Origin of the sequence: Streptomyces sp. NPDC079141 (assembly GCF_040686775.1) — a bacterium.
GTDB lineage: Bacteria > Actinomycetota > Actinomycetes > Streptomycetales > Streptomycetaceae > Streptomyces.
Map to the genome: position 1 here is coordinate 1 of NZ_JBFBLP010000028.1, position 19,884 is coordinate 19,884.

Genomic DNA, 19,884 nt, shown 5'->3' on the forward strand with positions numbered 1-19,884 from the left:
GCGAGGGCTGACGCCCTCGCCCCGGCCAAAACTTTGTACACACCTCTGCACTTGAGCCCGTACTTCCCTCTGCAGATGAGCTAGTACGCCGACACCTGATCGAGGTCGGCGACGGCAGCACCTTCCCGACCGCCAGCCACCTCGCCACCTACGCCGGGCTCGCCCCGGCGACCCGCAGCTCGGGCTCCTCGATCCGCGGCGAACAGCCATCCAGGAGAGGAAACAAGCAGCTCAAACGAGCCTTCTTCCTCTCCGCGTTCGCCGCCCTGGGCGACCCGGCATCGCGGGCCTACTACGACAAGAAGATCGCCCAAGCACCACGCCCAAGCCCTGCTCTGCCTCGCCAGACGCCGGCCGACGTGCTGTTCGCGATGCTCGGCGACGGCACCTTCTACGAACCGCAGTCTTCGGCCGCAGTCACCTGACCTGCGGGTCTGCGAGGAGAACGACTCGATCGGCCTCGACATCGAAGCCGAGCACCGGATGGCCATAGTCGCCTTCCGGGTCCATCAGCACAGGCTTGCCCAGCCGCCGCCCGATCTCCCGGAGAAAGCCGCAGAACACATCAAGTCGACCCTGGCCTTGCAACTCCCGCAGGTCGACGTCGAAGTCGACTTCATCGTCGGCATGGAAACGGAAGATCGCCAACACATCGGCGGTCGGCCAGACCCGCAGGTCCGGGCACTCTGCATCCGCCGGGCGAGACAGCACGGCCTCCGCCCGAGGCACCGGAAGCACCGTCTCTCCCTCGGAGTACTGGCACTTCCAGCCCTTCTCCGCGACAAGGTCGAGGACCGCCTGCCAGTCCTCCACCGAGGCATCCGGAACGCGCACGTCCGGCAACGACCCCATCAAGTCCGGATCGAAGAAGGAACTCACGTCATCCCACAGCAGATCAGCCACGCCGCCATGCTGCCCAGCTCGCCGACCCAACGCACCCTCGTTTCCCCCCGGCCGGCGGCCCGCTGCTCACACGCCTTGGCCGGACCGGCACACGCCGCACCCCTCGCGCATCCCCAGGGCCCGGACGGCGGCGACGTCCTCGCGACGCGGCCACGCCGACACACCGTGCGGAGCCGCAGGCACCCGTCGGACCTGCTCATACCCGGGAGGTGTGCGGTTCCAGGGAAACCGCGACAAGCCGGTCGCTGAGGGCGCCGGCAAGGCCGCCGTCCGTCATCCGGGCGCGGTAGGCACGGATCGCCGGGTCGGCGAGCGTGAGGGCCAGCACCGGGCAGTCCGCCACATCGTTGGTGTCCTCGGGCGAGCACGTGTTGAGGGTGCGCAGGCTGTGGCCAGGACACACAGCCCCGGCAGGCAGGTCCACCTCCACGAGCAGCTCCTGGCCGGGACCGACGCGGAAGCTGCCGGACGCCGGGATGTCGACGGGCTTGCCCTGGTAACTGCCGTCGACGACAGTCGCGGTGAGCCCGCGCACCGAGGCGCGGCGGCCCTCGCCGTGCGGTCCGTAGAAATCCAGCGTCACCCGGCCCTCGGCCAGCGGCGCATCAAGCAACAGGGGCCGCTCGCCTGCCCGGACAGCCGCGCGGACGGTGAAACGGGGCTCACCCGGCCCCTTCGGGCCCGGGTCGTAGAAGCCCCAGCTGGTGAGCGCCAGTTGCGGGTCCTCGCCCCGCTCCCCCTCCCCTCGTGGTGCCAGCCGCGGCCCGTCGTCCACCCCGCACATCGACAACCTCGCCGTGCCGCCGCCCGGGAGCAGACGGTCCTGCAACCGCTCGGCCAAGGCCCGCCACTGCGCGGACACGCGCCGCCCGGACGATGCAGAGGAATACGCCAGCACCAGCAGGCCCGCAACGAGTACGGCAAGAATCCACCGCGAACGCGAGGAAAGGCGGAACACTCAGCCACGCCCCCACACCCGGCCGGCCCTCCCGGCACGGCATTGAGGCCGCCCGCAGCCGTCGGCCCGTAGCACCCAACAATCCGCACAAGCCGGCCGGCCGGCTCCCGGGCCCCGCTCACAGGCCCGGAGGATCAGTTCCACAACGCTCATGATTCTTCCTGCGCGCCGGACAGCAAAACCATCACCGCCGCTCTGCGCCGAGCCTGCCGCAAAAACCGCGACACCACAGCTCCCGAGCAGCTCCGCCGGCCGATCGACTCATCAACGCCCCCCGCAAGGCAGCGCAGCGCACCACAACCCGCCCACCAGCACGCCCCAGACGCCGCAGACGCCGGAAACACGCGGGACCGGTGTCGACCGTCGATCAGCTGGAAGAAGCAAGCCGGCGAGGGTGCGTCGCTGGGAAGAAGGATCGCCGGCTTGGCACTGGACAGGGTTCCCCGGCACCCACAACTGACGGCGGCCCACCACAGCAGGCGCCAGCGAGGGGAAGTGCGCCAAAGGATCCGTCGGTTCACAGCGCCGTCAGGACGAAGGTCAGCAGTGCCAGGCAGAGGGTGGCGCTGCCCGCGAAGGCCAGGGCACCCCGGAGCAGGGCGCTGGCGTGGGTGGGCTCTGGCACAGATCTTGTGGAGTAGTCGCTGAGCGTTACTGAAGCAGGATCATCTTGCGGAGCAGTTCGAATCCGGCCCGCCCGTACAGCTGCCTCTTGATCTTTTTCACCCTATTTACCGCGCCTTCCGTGCCGCCGGAGCTCCAGTGCACGGTGAGTCCGGCGATTACGGCTTCGAGGTCGGTGGTGAGTCCGTGAGCGAAGCCGGTCACCCCCGGCAGCTGTGCGGCGCGGGCGGTGCTGATCCAGTCCGGCAGGTCGGCACCAGTGCGCCGGGCGAGCATCTGAGCGAAGTCCCGTACGAGGGTGTGGGTTTGATCCAGCTCGGGGCAGGCGTCGAGGACGGCCTTGAGCTGGGTGGTTTCGTCCGCGGTGAGGGTATCGAGGTGGCGGGTGATCCAGCCGACGACGGTGCGCACGGACGGCGGCGCAGCGGCCGGCACGGGTGCATCGGGCCATTCCAAGCGGCTGCGGGCCCAGTCGCGCAGGCTGGTGTAGGGCACTCGGTGGCCTCGCGCAGCGAGCTCTTCGCGCAGGTCCTTGATAGTGGTCACGCCGCCGGTGTCGTCGATGCGCCGTTGCAGGTAGGGCTGGTGCATGTCGAGGTGGCTGGAACGAGTTCGGCGTCCGGTGACCATGTCCTGCCAGCGGGTGGCCCGTGCGTATCGCTGGACGGTGTGCCGTCCCCAGCCGAGGTGGCGGGCGATGGCCCGCAGTCCCATTCCCTCACTCAACAGGCCGTGGACCAGGGCATGATGGGCCCGCATCCGCTCGGCCCGGCGGCCGGCGGGCACCGCGGTGACGGGCAGCTCGATCTCGGCGGTTCGCGTGTTGGTGATCGCGGGACCCGGTGGTGGGGCGGCGGTGCGCAGGCAGTCGCGATGCGCCGCGACGCACTTCTCGACGGCCTGGTTGAGGTTCTGGAGAATGTGGAACCTGTCAGCGACCTGCAGCGCAGCAGGGGCACCGAGCGCGGCACCCTCGGCATACGCGCCGGCACGATCCCTGCAGATCACTTCCACTCCCGGATGCCCCCTCAGCCAGGCCACCAGGGGCGCCGCCTCGCGTCCGGGCAACACATCGATGGGGTGGTGGCGTTCACCATCCGTGATCACGGTGGCGTACGAGTGGCCGCGGCGGGTGGCGAAATCGTCGACCCCGATCACCCGCGAAACGTGTCGAGCGGAGGGTCCGGCACGGCCATCACCCGGCGCAGCAGCGTCATCCGCCCTGCACCGAGCCCCAGTTGGGCCGCCATCCGCGCGCCGGCCCGTCCGGCCAGTGCGAGCCCGGTGTGCTCCAGGAGACGACCGAGCCGGGTGGTGAAACGCGAATACGGGCAGGTCAGCCACGCGAACGACTCGACGAACGTGCGGCGCGGACATGTCCTTGCGTCACAGACGAAGCGCCGGACCTTCAGCAGGATCACGACGCTCCGCTCTCCGAGCGGCAGATCCCGCACCCATCGCGCGGCCCTTGACCGCGATGCCGATCGTCCCGAAGGCCGCAGTCACCTTCTCAACGTCCACCGCGTCAACCCCGTCGAACACGAGCGTCTTCCAGAACGGTGCGTCGGTCTGCATGACCGGCACCATCACCGGCTGCCGCCCCGGAGCGAGGAACTCCGTACGGACTTGACGGAGCGTCAGCCACCGTCGCTCCGGGGCACGGCGCACGCGGTCTCACGAGGCGGAGGCCCTCCACAATCGAACACCGCAGTAACGCTCAGCGACTACTCCACAAGATCTGTGCCAGAGCCCAGTAATGAACGCCCTAGCCAGCCAGCTCGAATGGGCGTGCGCCGACCCTCGCGATTCCTCCGCCCACACTCAGGTCCCGTCTGTACCCGGGGTCTACGCCTGGGCTTGTCGGTCCACCGACGCCGTGCTCTACATCGGGAGAGCGGCGGGACGCCTCGGGCTGCGCGGGCGGCTTGGTATGGGCGAGATCACTTGGGTGCGCGCGGGAATCCAGGAAGCCGAAGTGGGGGCGAACGCCGAACATATGGCGGACCACTGGGAGTCCTTCAGCCGCGTGATGGTGGCGTACGACGCGGTGGTCTGGTGGGCGCCGGCTCCTGACGGGGCGGTGGACGCCCGTCAGTGGGAGCACAACCTCTTGCAGCACGCGGTTCGGCTCACCGGCACGGTGCCCATGGTCAACGGCGGTGCCTGGCCGAGTCGGTCCGCGTCCTGGCAAGCGGCACAGGCCTGGGCGCGGTCGGCCGGAGGGCACGTCGCTCTCGGTCATGCCGCTGTTCTGGACGATGCGACGCACAGGGCTAGGGGTCACGCATCGGCCGGGTACGCCGGTGATCACCTTGGGTCGCTCCGTGCCTGAATTGACCTCGTGCGGCTCTAACGTGGTCAGCACCTCATGCGAGTCATTCCTGGCTCGTTCGTACTAGTGTGCCGTTGGCGCCGGGGGCGTACTCGCGACTTGCGTTCTTCGCGATCTTTTACCTGACCGCGTCGTCGAGGTCGACGCCCTGCATCTCTGCAATCGCCGTCAGGTAGAGGAAGACGTCGGCGAGTTCTTCACCGTGGTCAGGCAGGCCTTTGCGCCACGCCGTGAATGCCTCGCCGACCTCGGCCGTGAGCAGGCCGAACTCCAGAGGGATGTCGGTGGTGTTGAAGCCCTTGTCGAGTTTGTTCTCCCAGGCGAGCTTCTGGGCCTCGGCGATGTCCACGGCAGTTCCCCTTGACGGTGCAGTGTGGCGTTCTCGGGGAACAGTAGCGAGGCTCAGGCGCCGGAGAGGCAAGAACCGGACAGGAGCCAGCCGGTGGGACGGCTGCCAGCCTCTGGGGCAGTCTCGTGGGTGAGAACCGACGCATGGCTATCAAGGAGCCGGAAGACGCGCTGGTAGGCGTGAGACAGTTCGGCGATCGCCTCGAGATGGGGTGCCTGGCCGTCGCGGGCCTCTAGACGGCTGTGCACGACGGCTACGGGGGCGGTGAGGTGGAGGAAGATTCCGTCGCGGATGGTGACGAGGTCGGCGAGTTCGAGTGCCTGGTCCCAGGTGAGGCGGGAGCGGTCGCGGTAGAGAGGGCCGTAGACGAGCTCGCTGACGAAGCTGCGGTCCAGGACGAGCCGACCAGGCCGGGCGAGGAGATCACGATAACGGCTGGTCAGGTCCTGATGGTCGGGTGTGCGGGGTGAGTGGGCTGCGGTGAACTCGTGCTGGGTGACGAGGAGGTCGGCCAGCGTGCTCTTGCCGACTCCGTCGCCGCCTTCGAGTACGACCGTGCGGTGGCGGGCGATCTCCTGAAGGGTCAGCCGCCGAGCCACGCGGTTACCTCGTCCGACGTGCGAAGCGTGGCATCGACGCCGTACTGGATCATCAGGTTGCGGAAGTTGGGCTCGCGGCCTGCCGCGTGGGTGTAGGTGCTGCGTGGCAGATACGCGGCGACCGGCTGGCCTGTGGCGCAGGCTGCCCCGATGAGAAGGGCGGCTCCGGGCGGGGTCTCGGGTCCGGAGGTGCCGACGACGATGCGGGTGGAGCCGAGAGCGGTGGCCCAGTCGTGGCGCGCGGACGTGATGGGGTCGGCTGCGTCGTAGTGGGTCGGAAGGAGGACGGTGGTCCCCGTGGTGGCGGGAAGTCCGGCGTGCGGTGAGGTGTATGGGCTGGGTTCGAGGAACACCGTGTGGGTGTCTCGGTGTGGGCGGGGTGTTGCCGCGGCCGGGGAGCGGAGTTAGAGGACGGCGTCGACGCATGCCTCGATGGCCTTCTGGACCTGGGTGCGGTTGCGGGCGGCGAAGTCTGCGAAGCGGCTGCCTCCCGTTGGCTCGCCGGGGATGCCGAGCCGGGGAAAGCGGACGATGCGGGTGGCGAGGGCGTCCAGGAGGGGATCGGGGAACACGGAGCGTGGCCCGTGCAGGGTGGCGGAGTAGTCCTGGAAGTCGGTGGTCATCACGATCACGGGGGCGCCGAGGGCGGCGGCGTAGCCGATCTCCATGCAGACGCCGTCGTCCGGGCTGGGTCCGTGGACGATGGCGATGAGGGCGCGGATGCGGCGGAGGCGGTCGCGGTCGAGTTCGAACAGGCGCCGGCCCTTGATATCGGCGACGAGGTCTTCCTCGTCGGTGTCGCAGAAGGGAAGGAAAACCTGGTCTTCGCCGAGCTTGACGGCGAGACGGTCGGCCAGGGCGGCGGCGAGGGCGCGGTCGTGGGCGGCGAAGAGACGGTGTGCGACGTAGTGCATCGGACGGCCTCCTGCTACGGGTCAGGACGGGGCGCGGCGTGGTGCGGGGACGGTCAGAGGGAGCCGGGCCGTGTGGCGTGTGGCGGGTGGCGGCTTGGACCGCGAGGTCGAGGGCGGCGGGAGGTGTCGTGCGCGGTGCGCGAGGTAGGCGCCGGCCAGGGTGTCCCCGGCACCGGTGATCTGCCGGACGGTGGGAACGGCGGCTGGAGCGACAGGTCGTGGAATGTCGCGGTGCGTGAGCACGTGGGCGGGGCCGGGGCCGTCGGTGATGACGGTCTCCGGGCAGGGACTTGGGTGGCCGGTGTGGTGGTTGAGGAGCGCGTGTTCCTGGGCGTTGACGAAGATCGTGGTCGCGTGATGAAGCCAGGGGGTGGCGGCGGGGATGAGTTGGGGGGCACTGGGGAGGTGGAAGTCCAGGCTGAAGGCGCAGTCGTGTTCGGTCAGCGCTTCGAGGACCGTGGGGACGTCAAGGGGGTGGCGACAGCTGACGTGGAAGACGGCCCGGGGATGGCGGTCGATGACGTGGAGGGCGTGGGCGGTGAGGTGACCAGCGCCGCCGTAGTCGGAATCGACGTTCGTGACGGTTTCCGTTTCGTCGTAGTGGATGGTGAACGCGGCCGACGGCTCGGGGGCGTGGTGGAGGAGGCTCCAGTCCAAACAGGGAAGACGCGGCTCTCCGGCCAGACCGGAAAGGTCGTCTCCGACAGCGGCGGCGGGCGCGGCAGTCAGGCCGGCGCGGGCCGCCGCGGCGGCCAGGTGGAGGGCGGCGCCGCCGAGTTGGTGAACCGGCGGGTGGCCAGGGCGGTGGATGTGGTCGAGGGAGATGTTGCCGATCACGATGGTGCGCTGCATCGCGGCTCTCCCCTCGGTCAGGTCCGGGTGTGCGTGCAGTCGGTCAGGGCGGCGCAGGTGGGACGGCACGGGCACGGGCGGGCGGGTGGCCGGTTGAGGTAGAGGCGTTTGAAGTAGATCAGCGTCAGGTGGGTCCACCAGGCCGGTGCCGCCTCGGCCGGGATGGTGACGTCCTGGTCGGCGGCCAGGGTGCGCAGGGCGTCGGTGTGGCGGGCGACGGCGTGCTCCAGCAGGGTGCGCAGGTGCTCGTGGGCGGCGGGGCCGGAGGGAAGGGTGAAGCCGAGCGCGGGGGTGAGCTTGGTGACCATGCCGGAGTCGACGGGGATGATGCCGCAGTGGTAGCCGCGGGCATACAGGGCGGCGCACTGGGCGATCTTGTAGGAGGCTCCGCGCACCTCGCGGGCAAAGGAGGCGACGAACGTCTCCGCGTTCCAGGTAGCCGGGTCGGTGCCGTCCTTGTCCCAGCGGGCGAGGGTGTCGGCCAGGGAGTAGAGGTAGGCCAGGCGGGCTTCGGTCAGGCCGAGCGGGGCGACCAGGTCGCGGGCCCGGTTGTCATCGAGGTCGGTGAGGGCGTCGAAGCCGATCGTGTCGGCCCGATTCGAGGGCGGCGACGAAGGAGTACGGCCAGCCAGGGATGAACTGGTCCGAGGACCGTCCGCTGCGGCCGTAGACGTGGCAGAACAGGTGGTCCGCGCTGGTCGGCGCGTCCGGCCGGAGCCAGTTGCTGACGTCGACCGCCAGGACCAGGCGGCCGTCAGCGGCCCGCGGCATCGGCAGACCGGCCAGGACCTGCCGCAGCCGGGGCACGTCCACACTCCCGCAGTTCAGAGCCTCGTACATCGCGCCGTGTCCGCGGCGGTGCTCGGCCACCAGCGTGAGGTCCACAGGCGAGGTCACCGGACCGTCCTCGCACAGCAACGCGTCGACGAGGTCGAACAGTTCGTCCCCGCGTGCGGTCAGGCAGTCGAATAGGTCCTCCCGGAAGCGTGACGCCTTCGCGAACGCCTCCCCGGGACCGGCGTCAGGCAGCAGACTCACCCTCACGGCCTTCGTCTTGATCGGTGCACCTTGGTCGGAGCACATGATCAGACGAAGGCCGCTTCAATGTCCGGTGAATGCCCAGGTGAGTGATCCAGTTCGAGATGTCGTTCGACGCCGGGAGCCAGGCACGGGCACTGATGCCTCAGCCAGCGAGCAGAGCCTGCATCCACTGGTCTTCGCGTTGTTCGATGTATTCGGCGTCGTTTCGCCAGGCGTCGCCGTGGCCTTCAGCCCACAGCCTTGCCCAGGGCTGGGCTCCTTGGGCTGCCTGGTCGCGCAGGAAGTCGTGCATGGAACGCGTACGGCGGCCCAGCACAGGGACCAACCGACGACGCTCGGACTCAGCGAGGCCGTAGGCGTCGGCGAAGACTCTCAGTCGGTCCGTCGCGTCCGGGCTCTGCCAGTCCGGATGCGCGGACAGCGGGATGAACCCGTGAATGGCATATGCGACATCCCACAGGCGCGAGCCGGGACCTGCAGTGTCCCAGTCGATGAAGGCCCACCGCGCCTCGTCTGCGACCACGAGGTTCCAGGGGGCCAGGTCGTTGTGGGCGATGATGTCACTGTCCTCAGCGGGGATCAGCGTCTGCCACTGCGCATCGGACGGCGGCGTGAAGTCCTGCACGGCGTCGTGGAAGTCCCGGATCAGCCGTGCCAGGCGAGCCAGTTGTCGAGCGGGTTCCATCAGCGAGAACCGGTCGGGCCAGAGCACATCTCCCGGCATGAAGGTCAGGACCTCACGCCCCTGATCGTCAATGCCGAGTGGGCGAGGCGCCGCGCCGAATCCCGCCTCGTGCAGGTGGGCAAGCAGGGCATGCACAGCGGGAGTCCATGGTCCGGCCGGACGGCGAACTGTGTCCCCAACGCGAACGACACCATCGCTGACGTTGCCGCCGGACAAAGGCTCTTCATCATCGTGCCGCATCGAACCAGTGTGTCGGATCAGCCCGTCATGATCACCCCATTAAGGGGAGCGTCAGAGTCGGGACGGAGGTTAAAGGACAAGCTCAGCTGATGCGGCCGCAGACCCAGCTGTCGGGCCCGCTCACGCCGGGATCAGCAGGAAGTCGGCGAAGCCCCGGAGTCAGGGCGCAGTGGTGCGGGAACGGCGTCGATTAAGGCGCTGGCGGCGAGCTACCGCTCTTCGTAGGTGTTCTTGATCCCTCGGCCGCCGGATGACGACGGTCGTTGTGCTCGTCGGGCTCCAACCCCTCGTCCGCACCGCGCTGGCGCCGCCTCTTGCTGTCCCCATCGTGCGTGGCCTCGATGAGCGCGCCAAAAGCGTGGGCCCTCGCCCTCGGCAAGCGCCTCGAACTCGTCGCGCAGTGGCTCGGGCAGGCGGATTCTCACTGGTGCCGGCGACATCCACCGCTCCGGTGTCGGTGATCAGGCGCAGATCTCCGGCCAGGTCGGCGAGGCGCATCAGGCTTCCTTCGCGGGTTCGCGGTGGGGGTAGCCGGTCAGTCCAGCCGCGGTCTGGGTGAGGTGCCGGGTCAGTACCTCGGACGCGGTCTCGGCGTCGCGGGCCAGCGCCGCCTCCTCCAGCCGGCGGTGCTCGCCGGCGTGGTCCCGGCCGGGGTTGCGGTGCGCCGACCAGCGGCGGGCCAGTTCGCTCGCGGTCCACGTCCGGTCGAAGGTCTCCAGCAGGACGGGGTTGCCGCAGCCCTCCAGCAGGGTGCGGTGGAAGATCCGATGGGCTTCGGACCAGGCGTCGCTGCAGTACTCGCCCTCCCCCGGCGGGTACGGCGGGGTGCGGGCCAGGCGGTGGTGGGCGGCTCGTACGCGGGCCTCCCAGTCCACGTCGCCGCGCTCGATGGACATGCACAGCACGACCGGTTCGATGGTCCGGCGGGCCTCCGCGATCTCCTGCCAGCGGCGGTCGGAGAAGGCCGGGACGGCGAAGCCGCGGTTGGGCAGTCGGTTGGCGAGGCCCTCGCCGACCACCCGTACGAGCGCCTCACGCACGACGGCCAGGCTCACGCCCTGTTCCTTGGCGAGGTCCTGCGGTTTGAGGGCGTCACCGGGGGCGTAGTCCCCGCGCAGGATCGAGTGCCGCAGGTGCGCGTAGACCTGCTCGGAGAGCATCTGTCTTCCCGACGAGGCCGAGGTGGGGACCGTCTGAGTCATGCTCCTCAGCATAGACGATCCAGCAAATAATCGATTATCGGTGCTATGGTCGATCCATCGGATCCGCGGAGGGCGCGGCGGTGCCGCCGCGCGATGCCGCATGTCCTTTGCCCGTCGCCTCTCTCCCCCGCCCCGCAGCACGGCCCGAAAGGAACGACGCCATGAGCACCAACGACCCCTTCGCCCGCCTCCCCGAGGCGGCCTCCTTCACCGTCACCAGCACCACCGTCACCGACGGCGCCGCCTGGCCGCCCGAGCAGCTCTCCGGCATATCCGGCGTCCCCGGCGGGAAGGACGTCTCCCCGCAGCTGTACTGGAGCGGCGCCCCGGAAGGCACCAAGAGCTACGCCGTCACCGTCTACGACCCCGACGCCCCCACCGGGTCCGGGTTCTGGCACTGGGCGGTCGCCGACATCCCCGCCGGCGTGACCGAGCTGCCCGAGGGCGCCGGCGACGACACCGGCTCGGGCCTGCCCCAGGGCGCCTTCCAACTGCCCAACGACGCCCGCGCGGCCCGCTTCATCGGCGCCGCCCCGCCGGCCGGGCACGGCCCACACCGCTACTTCATCGTCGTGCACGCCCTCGACGTCGCCTCCATCGGCGTCCCGGCCGACGCCACCCCGGCCGTCCTCGGCTTCACCATGGCCGGCCACATCCTCGGCCGCGCGGTCCTGACCGCCACCGCCGAAACCCCCGCCTGACCAACAGCATGACCCCACTCATCGACACCACGCAGAGGTATCTCCGCACGGTCCTGGAGCTCGAGGAGGAGGGCGCGATCCCCCTGCGCGCCCGCATCGCCGAACGCCTGGACCACAGCGGCGCCACCCTCAGCCAGACCGTCGCCAGGGCGGACGACAGTCGAGCCCTCCAGGGAGATGTCGGTGGTGACCTCAGTGCTGGATCAGGCCGCCGACCGGGACAGGAGCAACGTGGCCGGTTGCCGGAAGTGTCTGCACCAAGCCGAGGCCGATGTCGACCAGCGATGACCGACGCCGACTGGCAACATCGGGGATCGGAGTCCAGACCGACTCGGCGATCTCGCCGTTCGGCTCAGGCCGGAGTCGGCCGCCGACGATCCGGACCCGGTAAAAGATGCCGACGTTCTGGTGCTCAGGTCCGCCGGGGATGGCACGTTCGGCCGCAGGGATCACCCTTGAATCCACACCCAGCAGACGTTCGACCACCGCGTCGCAGCCGGTCTCCTCAGCCACCTCCCGGATCACGGCGTCGAACGGATCCTCTCCATGCTCGACCCTGCCGCCCGGAAGAGTCCAGGTGGATTCGCCCTTGGGCGACACGTGACGAGCGATCAGCACCCGCCCGTCCTCGATGCACACGGCATACGCCGCCAGCCGGAAACTCATCCCCATCCCCCCAACGGACCCTATCCCAACCTCCAAGGTCCGAGCATGGGTTGGGCTGCCCTGCCACCTGCAGAACTCATACACAAGTGCTGCCGTCCGACGGGAACGAAGCCTCCCTCCGGCCCTCCGCACCGGAAGGAGGATGCAACAGCCCCGAATAGGTGACAGAGGCCCGGGCGGGGACTCGGCCGCGTTCTTGGTGAAGATGCCGCAAGACCCGGCCGCCCGCGGCGTCGACTTGTCCCGCACCATCGCGATCCACCAGAACACGGGCAGCGCGTGGCCGGTCCCCTGTGCCCACGCCGATATCGGTCAGTACGGCTATCAGAACCTGCGGAATGACTGAAGTGCGGGTGGCAGCGTCCGAAGGCACGACCGCGATCGAATAGCCGCCGGCCAGAGATCCGCCTCGTCGGACGAACAAGGTGACAGAACGCACGGACAACGGAACTTGGGTGAGGAGAGGTCTCGGCGGACGTCTCCGGAGGCCCCCAGGGGCGTACGTCCTCGGATCTTCTTTCAGCAGGTACCCGAGGGCAAGACCGCCGTGAACCGCCTGCACCTGGACGCACCCGGCCTGCACGGCGAGGGGCGGATGGCCGCCCCCGAAGCGGAGTGCGAGCCCCTCGTCGGTCTCAGCACCACCCGCTTGCGCCGCAACGACCCAGCGCGTCCTGCCAGCGCGGGCTACTTCGTGATGGCCGATCCGGAGGGAAACGAGTTCTGCATGGACTGAGCGACGGGGAACTTCACTCCGGTGAGGTCTTCGGAGACGGCCCACAGCCGCTGCTGGACGGCTGCCTCGTACGACTCCGGGCTGGAGGTGACCAGCCGGGGGTGGCCCTTGACCTCGTTGCGTCCGCCGGGACCGTAGTACTGGCCGCCGAGCGCGGCGGGGTCGGTGGCGGCGCGCAGGGTCGTCAGCGCGCCCATCGCCGGCGTCTGGGTGATCAGCGGCGCGAGCCAGGTGAGCGGAAGCCGGAGGGCTGCGGGGCTGTTGCGGGCGAGCTCGGTGTTGGACATGCCGGGGTGCGCGGCCACCGCGACGGTGGTGCCGTGACTGGCCAGCCGGCGCTGCAGCTCGTACGTGAACATCAGGTTGGCCAGCTTGGACTGACCATAGGCGGCGACCCGGCTGTACGACCGCTCCCACTGCAGGTCGTCGAAGTGGATCGCGGCCCGGATGCGGTGGCCGGTGCTGCTGACCGTCACCACGCGCGAGCCGGGCACCGGCAGCATCAGCTCCAGCAGCAGCCCGGTGAGCGCGAAGTGGCCGAGGTGGTTGGTGCCGAACTGCATCTCGAAGCCGTCCCGGGTGGTCTGCTTCGGGGTGTACATCACGCCGGCGTTGTTGATCAGCAGGTCGATCCGGTCGAGCCGGGACCGCAGCGCCGCCGCCGCGGTCCGGACGGAGTCGAGCGAGGTCAGGTCCAGCTCCTGCACGGTCACGTCGCCGGTCATGCGGGCCGCGGCCTGCTCGCCCTTGTCGACGTTGCGCACGGCGAGCACCACGGACGCCCCGCGCCCGGCGAGCGCTTTGGCGGTCTCGTACCCCAGTCCCGTGTTGGCCCCGGTCACCACGGCCACCCGCCCGCGCTGGTCCGGAATGTTCGCCGTCGTCCACTTCTCGCTCATACCAGGCTCCCACCTAACTAACGTACCGAAGGTATCTTGCACTGACGACGCTAAAGTACTTGCGGTACGTTGTCAACGTACCGAAGGTACCTAAGTTAGGCTGGCGATCATGACCTTCCAGCGGGCGCGAACCGAAGAGCAGCGGGAGATCCGCCGACGGGCGATCCTCGACACAGCGTCGGCAATGCTCGACGAGATGCCCGTGGCCGCGGTCACCCTGAACGAACTCAGCCGCCGGGTGGGCCTGGCGAAGCCGAACGTGCTGCGCTACTTCGAGTCCCGCGAGGCGGTACTGCTGGAACTGCTGGACCACTTCCTCAAGGAGTGGCTGACGGAACTGGCAGGCGAACTGGCCGCCGGCATCGACGAAAATCTCCCCATGCCCGAGCGGGCGGCAGCGATGGCCGAAACCCTCAGCCGCTCACTCTCCAACCGAGTGGTGCTGTGCGACCTCTTCGGCGCACAGGGCAGCGTCCTGGAACACAACGTCTCCGTCGAGGTCGTAGCACGCTACAAGCGCGCCTCCCTGGACCGCCTGACCACCATGACCGACCTCATCCACAAGCACCTGCCGGAACTGGGCGAGAACGCAACCCTGTTCAGCCTGCACACCATGGTCATGGCCGGCGCCCTGTCCGCGTACAGCACACCCCCACCCAGCCTGCAGGCGGCCTACCAGGCCGAACCCGACCTGGCCCGCTTCCACCTGGAACTCAAGGACTCCCTGAAGCTGGCCCTGACCGCAACCCTCCTGGGCGTGCTACCCCGCCACTGACCCGCGCTGCACACGACAGACCACACCCCCCTGTCCCGCGCCCGGACGGTGCAGGCGCCGGGGCACCCGAGCCCGGGCACCCCGGCGCCCCCACCACCCGGGGCAAGGCCCGATGCCGAGGACCACGGCGACAACCCAGAGCGCGCACATCACAGCACGATACGAGGCACGCAACGGCGCGCCGATACCCGACACCGCCCAGTTCACCGAGCGCGGACGCCTGTGGTGAGGAACCGAAGAGAACTGCCTGTCCCGCCCCGTCGCCCGGTGCGAGCAGGACAGCGGCGACCCGACTGCGCAGGAGATCCCCCAGGTCCTCTCCGCACAACAAGGACCTGTCCGGCTTAGAAGTCATCTCATTTGGCGAGTCTGCGGTAACAGATGAGGGTGCAGGCGATGCTGGTGAAGGCCAGGAAGTGCTCGGCCTTACGCTCGTAGCGGCGGTGCAGCCGGCGGCATCCGGCAAGCCAGGACATCGTGCGTTCTATGGTCCAGCGGTGGCGGCCCAGGCGGGTCAAGGGCTCAATGCCCTTGCGTGCGATGCGGTGCCTAATGCCGCGCTCGCGTAACCATCGCCGCAGGTGGTCGTAGTCGTATCCCTTGTCGGCGTGGGGCTTTCCGGGTCTGCGCCGACGGCGTCCGCGCCGGGAGCAGATCGGCGGTATGCCCTTCACGAGCGGGATCAGCGCCTGGCTGTCGTGGAGGTTCGCCCCCGAGATTCCGGCGGACAGGGGCAGACCGGTCCTCTCGGTGATCAGGTGAATCTTCGAGCCGTACTTGCCCCGGTCGACAGGATTCGGACCCGTCAGGTCCCCCTTTTCAGGGCCCGCATGTTCACCGAGTCGATCGCGCAGCGGGACCAGTCCAGCTCGCCGCGCGCGCCGAGTTCGTCGAGGACCAGGCGGTGGAGTTCGGCCCACACCCTGACTTTCGACCACTCGGCAAACCGCCGGTGAGCCGTGGCTCCCGACGGCCCGAACGACGCGGACGGCAGCTGCTGCCACGTGCAGCCCGACGTGGCCACGAACACGATCGCGGCCAGCACCTCCCGGTCACCGTGCCGACGTCGGCCGCCACCCTGGGGCCGCGACGGAGCCTCCGGGACCACCCGCTGGAACAGCTCCCACAACTCATCCGGCACCAGCCGCTCAACGATCGAGATCACGACCGACACCCTAGCGAACCAAATGAGATGACGACTGAGCAGGTACTCGGCAGCGCTCTCACGGGCGGCATCGGCGGCCTTCGTCGCGGCGGCAACCGCGTCCACGCCGTTCGGGTTCGCACGGAACCACCTGCGGTTCTGCTCCGCCACGGAGGCGCCGGCCTCCCGCAGCACCGAGCGCTCGCTCTGTTCACGTCCCGTGCGGGGCAGGCCGGGGCGTGGAGTTCTTCGCCCCGCTGTTGACCGCAGCCGTCTACGACCCGGACCCTAGCTTCTGCCTCTGGTTCGTCGAACCATCGGTCTACGCTTTCGGGCGCCGTAGAGTCATGACCACGCTGCTCGACTATCTACGGACCGGCACGGACGCGGAGCAAGCAGGCCCCAAGCGGGCCTGGTACTGCGCCCATGTACCGCTCCGAGCAGACCGGTCCCCGGCTTACGCACCTGGCGGAAGCCGTGATCCCGCCCTGGACGAGTCCCGCGATGTGATGGAGGAGTGGCGAGAAGCCCTTCAGAGATCAGCCATGTGAGACGGTGCCGTCGCCCTGGGGCTGTTACTCACCCCGCCACTTACGGGACAGCCCTTAATGTCCGTGCTCGCAGTCGATAGGAGAACGGTGAAGACGCATGTGCACTGGTCGGGAGTTCGGGAACGCGTCATCGCAGTGGAGGAGGCCGAGCATCGGGCCCGTGGCCTTGGGCCGTCTCGATACCCGACGTTCGAACCTGTCCTGACTCCCGCCGAGATCGCCGAGATCGAAGCACAGTGCGGTGTTGCGCTCCCCGACGAGTACCGCACATTTCTCGCGGAGGTCGGAGCCGGCGGCCCCGGACCGGCACTAGAGCTCATGCCGTTGCGCCGCATCGCCGGGAAGTGGGGATGGGTCTGGGAGAACGACGAGGACCATCCCTGGCTGCTGGACCCCAGCGGGCCATTCGTCGAGACCGAAGACTGGGCCGACCAGCAGATAGCGACCCTTCGCGCCGCCGGCTACGAACCCACCACCCGTGGCGAGGACGACGACTATCTGGACGACTACCGCAAGGTCTTCGGCGACGCCGGCGACGACGTCTGGTTCCTGGAACGCGGGCGAGGTGCGATCCCCATCAGCGACAACGGATGCGGGATGACTGGCTGGCTCATCGTCGTCGGCCCGCACCGCGGGGAACTCCGCGACCGGGACTGCGCGGTCAACCCGCCCTTCGAGCCGTACGTCGATACAAACGGAACCCGTCACACCTTCCGCAGCTGGTACCTCCACTGGCTAGACCACCGCGAGAAGGCAACTCAATGATCAAGGGCTGGTGCCCCTGGCCCGCCCCACGCACAGCGGCCTACTCAACCCTTCCCTCCAAAACAACTGCGCCCTTCGTAGATGGCTGGCATGCGGTGACCTCCGCCTCCTCCAGCCAGTCGAAATACCAGCGGGTAAAGGTAACCGGCTTCCCGGTGTCGTCGAGGAGCGGGGCGAGGTCGGCGTCGTCTGCCCGGCAGTCGGACCAGATGGTGCCGCGATGGGTGCCGCTGACGATCAACCACTCCCTCTGGGCGCAGCCGAGGTGAGAGATCACGATGGCGCCGGCGGTGCGTTCGGGGGCGAACATCAGGGCTTCCCAGCGTTCGTCCCACGCTTCGATGGCGTCGTCGAAGTCCTCGATCTCGTCGAAGTCCTCCTCTTCAGGGCGTTCGGCGAGAAGCCCGCGGAGGGATTCGGGGTCCGGGCCGTGCTCGGGGAAGGGTCGGGCGAGCATGGCCAGGTCGGCCAAGTCGGCGCCGTCTCCTTCCCAGCGCCAGCGGCCTTGCACGCGGCGCACGGAGAAGAGGCCGTATGCGGGACCTGCGCCGCCGGCGCCCACGCTGGTGAGGAAAGTCCGGTAGTCATCCGGCATCCGCACGCCCACCTGCGCTTCGAGTTCGGCAAGCCCGTCATCGTCCAGCGGGTCTTCCAGGGCCCACCCGTGCCCGAGCGAGCCGAACACGTTGCCGCTCGATGGCTGGGTAGCCAACGCGGCCACGCGCTGACGAACACCGCTCCACTGCTGATCAACCATGCGCAGACGGTACGCGGAACCGGTGACAGCGAGAACGGCCGGGGGCCGCCACACGCCGACTACAGCGCCAGCACGTGATCACGCACGATCAGCACGTGACGTTCGACCCGGCCCTTCCTGGTGGGCCGGTAGGCGGCCAGCACGTCGATGTCGAAGTCGTAGTGGCCGGCGAAGCCGACCGCTTCCGGATGCAGCGGCACCGCCTCGCCCGGGGCGACGTGCCGACGCACGACGGTCTTGGTCCGGTCGTAGACGATCGACATCGGCACCCCGCCGAAGTGCGCAAACGCGCGGCGGTGGCAAGCGAAGAAGGTCTGCAGGTCCTGGCTCGTGGTGAAGCAACAGAACGGGTCGCGCGAGTACGACAGAACCATATGGAACGAGTAGACCTTCGGGATTCCCAGGTGGGCGAGGATCTTGCCTTCATCGCCCCAGTCGACCTGGGCCCCCGGGAACCACCTCGAAGCGGCGGTGCATACCCGCCAACTCCCGCGGCTCGATGCCCAGTTCACCCGCAATTCGCGGCCGGGCCTCCTACAGATACAGCTTGACCCGCTGGTAGTTGATCGTCGAGCCGTACTCCTTCACCAGACGCTCGTGCACGACAGCGCCCTTGATGAGGATTTCCGCCCGCAGCATCGCGTCGATCAACGGGGCAACCTCGTCAACCACCTTCTGCCGGGGCCGGCCGTTCGACGTCCGTCTCGGCGGCACCGAGACCGCCGTGCTCGACAGATACTTGCGGACCGTCTTGCGGTCCAGCCCAGTCTCCTTGGCCACCTCCGTCAGACTGACCGCTCCTGACTCGACCAGAGCACGGAACCGCCGCAGTTCCAGCCAGCGCTGCGGGTCCAAAACCACCGCGTCACCGCCCTCCGCCACCCTTCACCGGATGAGCAGCAGAGTGCCGGGCACCACGATTCACCGCGCCATCAAGCGTTCCTCTTCACTCGTACGCGACCGGGGACGATCGTGTGTCCGCCGACATGTGATCTCGGGGCGACCGGGACGGCTCTGCAGCATCGGCAGGCCCGTCAGCGATCTGGGCGCTCCCGGCTCCGGCGCGGCACCGTTCCACCACAGCAGGGAGGGCGTCGGCCCCAGTGGTAGGGCGCTCCAAGGACCGCCGGCACCGCCAAGGCGCTGGCACGGCAGCATCCGGCCACTGACCTGGCTGAGGCCCGGAACGACCTGCACGGACGCGATCGCGCTGCTGCACCGCCTCACCGAGCAGGGGCTGGGAACCCATCTCTTGAACTGCTGTTGATCTCGTGTTCCATCTTCCTGAAGGCTGACCGTGCTCATCGAGCTTCGACCACCACCGTCGCAGTATTGCCATCCGATGGGGACTCCAGCTGTGGTCTCCTTGAGTGGTGGAGGTCATTGCTGCGAGCGTGATTGCCGTTCTGGGCACGCTCATGGGATCAGGACTCGCCTACGTCTTTCAACAGCGCAACACGAGTCGGCAGCAGCAGTACGCACGTGCAGAGAAGCTGCGTCAGGAGCAGCTGGACGCCTTTGCTGCATGCGCAGGCGCCCTCGCGAACTACCGTCGCGGCCAGATGGACCTGTGGTTCGGGACCCACCGGCATCAAGGGCAGTCCGACATCCCGGAATTGAACCGGGAGAGTCAGCGCCTCAGGACGGTCGCGCTCGAAGCGATCTTCCGTGTTGATCTGCTCACCGATGGCGGAAGCCTCACGGCAGCCGGACGGCATGCCCTCAAAATGATCGACCGGCTCTACAAGGCCAGCAGCGAGCGGGAACTCGACCTCCTCCGCGCGACAACCCGAGACGCAATCGACGCGTTTGTCAGCGCGTCGAGACCACTGGTTACTGCCCGTTCTTAGCTTGTGCTTTATGGTCGGCGGCTTCGTTCAGGTCAGCAGCGCACGCGGGCGGTATCGCCGTCGATACGAACGATGCACTCTTTGAAGAGCACCATAGGCCGACCTTCGTCTTCGGCAACCAGCGTGAGTCCGAGGTCCATGATGGGCTTGATGGCCTGTGCCGTTCGGGAGCCATCAGGGTCCGGGCCATGCAGGGCCGCCCAGCTCTCGAACAGTGCGCGGACCCTTTCCCACCCGGGCCCCGGGACGAAGTGACAGAGAAACGTTGGCTGATCGATTGCGTACTGGCGTAGCTCGCCGATCCGGGTGTCGCCCTGTATGAGCCACCACGCCCCGTTCAC

Annotated in this window: 22 protein-coding genes and 5 pseudogenes; 7 read left to right on the forward strand and 20 right to left on the reverse strand. The window is 68.6% G+C overall.

From position 1 onward, the window contains the following. Window positions 1–104: 104 nt before the first annotated feature. Window positions 105–425: pseudogene (locus AB0Q90_RS40540) on the forward strand (IS110 family transposase); the annotation flags it as partial. On the opposite strand, the gene AB0Q90_RS40545 reads toward AB0Q90_RS40540, so the two are convergent. From AB0Q90_RS40545 to AB0Q90_RS40610, 14 genes and pseudogenes are all read right to left on the reverse strand, one after another. Continuing rightward, complete coding sequence (locus tag AB0Q90_RS40545) at window positions 418–903, reverse strand: hypothetical protein (protein WP_363165600.1); 486 nt, start codon at window positions 901–903, stop codon at window positions 418–420. The pseudogene AB0Q90_RS40540 and the gene AB0Q90_RS40545 overlap by 8 nt on opposite strands. 196 nt (window positions 904–1,099) lie before the next feature. Beyond that, the gene (locus AB0Q90_RS40550; protein WP_363165599.1) at window positions 1,100–1,765 is read right to left on the reverse strand and encodes a hypothetical protein; all 666 of its coding nucleotides are present in this window, start codon (window positions 1,763–1,765) and stop codon (window positions 1,100–1,102) included. 747 nt (window positions 1,766–2,512) lie between these two features. Next, window positions 2,513–3,643: an ISL3 family transposase gene (locus AB0Q90_RS40555; protein ID WP_363165598.1), complete on the reverse strand. Its 1,131-nt coding sequence runs from the start codon at window positions 3,641–3,643 to the stop codon at window positions 2,513–2,515. Further along, the gene (locus AB0Q90_RS40560; RefSeq protein WP_363165597.1) at window positions 3,640–3,906 is read right to left on the reverse strand and encodes a hypothetical protein; all 267 of its coding nucleotides are present in this window, start codon (window positions 3,904–3,906) and stop codon (window positions 3,640–3,642) included. The genes AB0Q90_RS40555 and AB0Q90_RS40560 overlap by 4 nt, the downstream gene beginning before the upstream one ends. Continuing rightward, complete coding sequence (locus tag AB0Q90_RS40565) at window positions 3,872–4,060, reverse strand: hypothetical protein (RefSeq protein ID WP_363165596.1); 189 nt, start codon at window positions 4,058–4,060, stop codon at window positions 3,872–3,874. Before AB0Q90_RS40565 ends, AB0Q90_RS40560 begins: the two co-directional genes overlap by 35 nt. Window positions 4,061–4,935: 875 nt before the next feature. Continuing rightward, on the reverse strand, window positions 4,936–5,166 hold the full coding sequence (locus AB0Q90_RS40570; RefSeq protein WP_363165595.1) for a hypothetical protein: 231 nt from the start codon (window positions 5,164–5,166) through the stop codon (window positions 4,936–4,938). Window positions 5,167–5,219: 53 nt separating this feature from the next. Beyond that, window positions 5,220–5,765, reverse strand: a complete 546-nt coding sequence (locus AB0Q90_RS40575; RefSeq protein ID WP_363165594.1) for a hypothetical protein — start codon at window positions 5,763–5,765, stop codon at window positions 5,220–5,222. After that, complete coding sequence (locus AB0Q90_RS40580; RefSeq protein WP_363165593.1) at window positions 5,750–6,118, reverse strand: hypothetical protein; 369 nt, start codon at window positions 6,116–6,118, stop codon at window positions 5,750–5,752. Before AB0Q90_RS40580 ends, AB0Q90_RS40575 begins: the two co-directional genes overlap by 16 nt. 51 nt (window positions 6,119–6,169) lie before the next feature. Further along, window positions 6,170–6,679: a nucleoside 2-deoxyribosyltransferase gene (locus AB0Q90_RS40585; protein WP_363165592.1), complete on the reverse strand. Its 510-nt coding sequence runs from the start codon at window positions 6,677–6,679 to the stop codon at window positions 6,170–6,172. 21 nt (window positions 6,680–6,700) lie between these two features. Next, entirely contained in the window at window positions 6,701–7,531 is an 831-nt protein-coding gene (locus tag AB0Q90_RS40590; protein WP_363165591.1) for a PfkB family carbohydrate kinase, read from the reverse strand. A gap of 17 nt (window positions 7,532–7,548) precedes the next feature. Beyond that, the gene (locus AB0Q90_RS40595; RefSeq protein ID WP_363165590.1) at window positions 7,549–7,926 is read right to left on the reverse strand and encodes a hypothetical protein; all 378 of its coding nucleotides are present in this window, start codon (window positions 7,924–7,926) and stop codon (window positions 7,549–7,551) included. 193 nt (window positions 7,927–8,119) lie between these two features. Further along, window positions 8,120–8,569 (reverse strand): annotated as a pseudogene (locus AB0Q90_RS40600) (transposase); the annotation flags it as partial. Between the two features lie 145 nt (window positions 8,570–8,714). Further along, window positions 8,715–9,497 (reverse strand): aminoglycoside phosphotransferase family protein, encoded by a 783-nt coding sequence (locus tag AB0Q90_RS40605; RefSeq protein ID WP_363165589.1) that lies wholly within the window; start codon window positions 9,495–9,497, stop codon window positions 8,715–8,717. Window positions 9,498–9,994: 497 nt separating this feature from the next. Continuing rightward, entirely contained in the window at window positions 9,995–10,699 is a 705-nt protein-coding gene (locus AB0Q90_RS40610) for a GntR family transcriptional regulator (protein WP_363165588.1), read from the reverse strand. Window positions 10,700–10,860: 161 nt separating this feature from the next. Between AB0Q90_RS40610 and AB0Q90_RS40615 the strand changes: the two genes are divergently transcribed. Together AB0Q90_RS40615 and AB0Q90_RS40620 are read left to right on the forward strand one after the other, a co-directional pair. Continuing rightward, window positions 10,861–11,400, forward strand: coding sequence for a YbhB/YbcL family Raf kinase inhibitor-like protein (locus AB0Q90_RS40615; protein WP_363165587.1), 540 nt, complete (start codon window positions 10,861–10,863; stop codon window positions 11,398–11,400). Window positions 11,401–11,408: 8 nt separating this feature from the next. Beyond that, a pseudogene (locus tag AB0Q90_RS40620) lies at window positions 11,409–11,549 on the forward strand (dihydrofolate reductase); the annotation flags it as partial. Window positions 11,550–11,592: 43 nt separating this feature from the next. On the opposite strand, the gene AB0Q90_RS40625 reads toward AB0Q90_RS40620, so the two are convergent. After that, window positions 11,593–12,066, reverse strand: coding sequence for an NUDIX domain-containing protein (locus AB0Q90_RS40625; protein WP_363165586.1), 474 nt, complete (start codon window positions 12,064–12,066; stop codon window positions 11,593–11,595). Window positions 12,067–12,523: 457 nt separating this feature from the next. On the opposite strand from AB0Q90_RS40625, the pseudogene AB0Q90_RS40630 reads away from it, so the two are divergent. Then, a pseudogene (locus AB0Q90_RS40630) lies at window positions 12,524–12,802 on the forward strand (VOC family protein); the annotation flags it as partial. On the opposite strand, the gene AB0Q90_RS40635 reads toward AB0Q90_RS40630, so the two are convergent. After that, entirely contained in the window at window positions 12,754–13,701 is a 948-nt protein-coding gene (locus tag AB0Q90_RS40635; RefSeq protein ID WP_363165585.1) for an SDR family NAD(P)-dependent oxidoreductase, read from the reverse strand. The pseudogene AB0Q90_RS40630 and the gene AB0Q90_RS40635 overlap by 49 nt on opposite strands. 109 nt (window positions 13,702–13,810) lie before the next feature. On the opposite strand from AB0Q90_RS40635, the gene AB0Q90_RS40640 reads away from it, so the two are divergent. Continuing rightward, the gene (locus tag AB0Q90_RS40640) at window positions 13,811–14,476 is read left to right on the forward strand and encodes a TetR family transcriptional regulator (RefSeq protein WP_363165584.1); all 666 of its coding nucleotides are present in this window, start codon (window positions 13,811–13,813) and stop codon (window positions 14,474–14,476) included. A gap of 356 nt (window positions 14,477–14,832) precedes the next feature. Here AB0Q90_RS40640 and AB0Q90_RS40645 read toward each other — a convergent pair. Beyond that, window positions 14,833–15,632 (reverse strand): IS5 family transposase gene (locus AB0Q90_RS40645; protein WP_363165603.1). Its coding sequence is split into 2 segments (ribosomal slippage): window positions 14,833–15,293 and window positions 15,293–15,632, totalling 801 coding nucleotides; the frame shifts between segments, so codons are not numbered across the junction. Window positions 15,633–16,228: 596 nt separating this feature from the next. On the opposite strand from AB0Q90_RS40645, the gene AB0Q90_RS40650 reads away from it, so the two are divergent. Beyond that, window positions 16,229–16,936: an SMI1/KNR4 family protein gene (locus AB0Q90_RS40650; protein ID WP_363165583.1), complete on the forward strand. Its 708-nt coding sequence runs from the start codon at window positions 16,229–16,231 to the stop codon at window positions 16,934–16,936. A gap of 40 nt (window positions 16,937–16,976) precedes the next feature. Here AB0Q90_RS40650 and AB0Q90_RS40655 read toward each other — a convergent pair whose 3' ends face one another. Together AB0Q90_RS40655 and istA are read right to left on the reverse strand one after the other, a co-directional pair. Beyond that, window positions 16,977–17,693 carry an SMI1/KNR4 family protein gene (locus tag AB0Q90_RS40655; protein ID WP_363165582.1) on the reverse strand — a complete coding sequence of 239 codons (717 nt, stop codon included), beginning with the start codon at window positions 17,691–17,693 and terminating at the stop codon, window positions 16,977–16,979. Between the two features lie 65 nt (window positions 17,694–17,758). Beyond that, window positions 17,759–18,554 (reverse strand): annotated as a pseudogene (gene istA / locus AB0Q90_RS40660) (IS21 family transposase); the annotation flags it as partial. 512 nt (window positions 18,555–19,066) lie between these two features. On the opposite strand from istA, the gene AB0Q90_RS40665 reads away from it, so the two are divergent. Continuing rightward, window positions 19,067–19,543, forward strand: coding sequence for a hypothetical protein (locus AB0Q90_RS40665; protein ID WP_363165581.1), 477 nt, complete (start codon window positions 19,067–19,069; stop codon window positions 19,541–19,543). Between the two features lie 32 nt (window positions 19,544–19,575). Here the strand turns inward: AB0Q90_RS40665 and AB0Q90_RS40670 are convergent, their stop codons facing one another. Continuing rightward, window positions 19,576–19,884: a hypothetical protein gene (locus AB0Q90_RS40670; RefSeq protein WP_363165580.1), complete on the reverse strand. Its 309-nt coding sequence runs from the start codon at window positions 19,882–19,884 to the stop codon at window positions 19,576–19,578.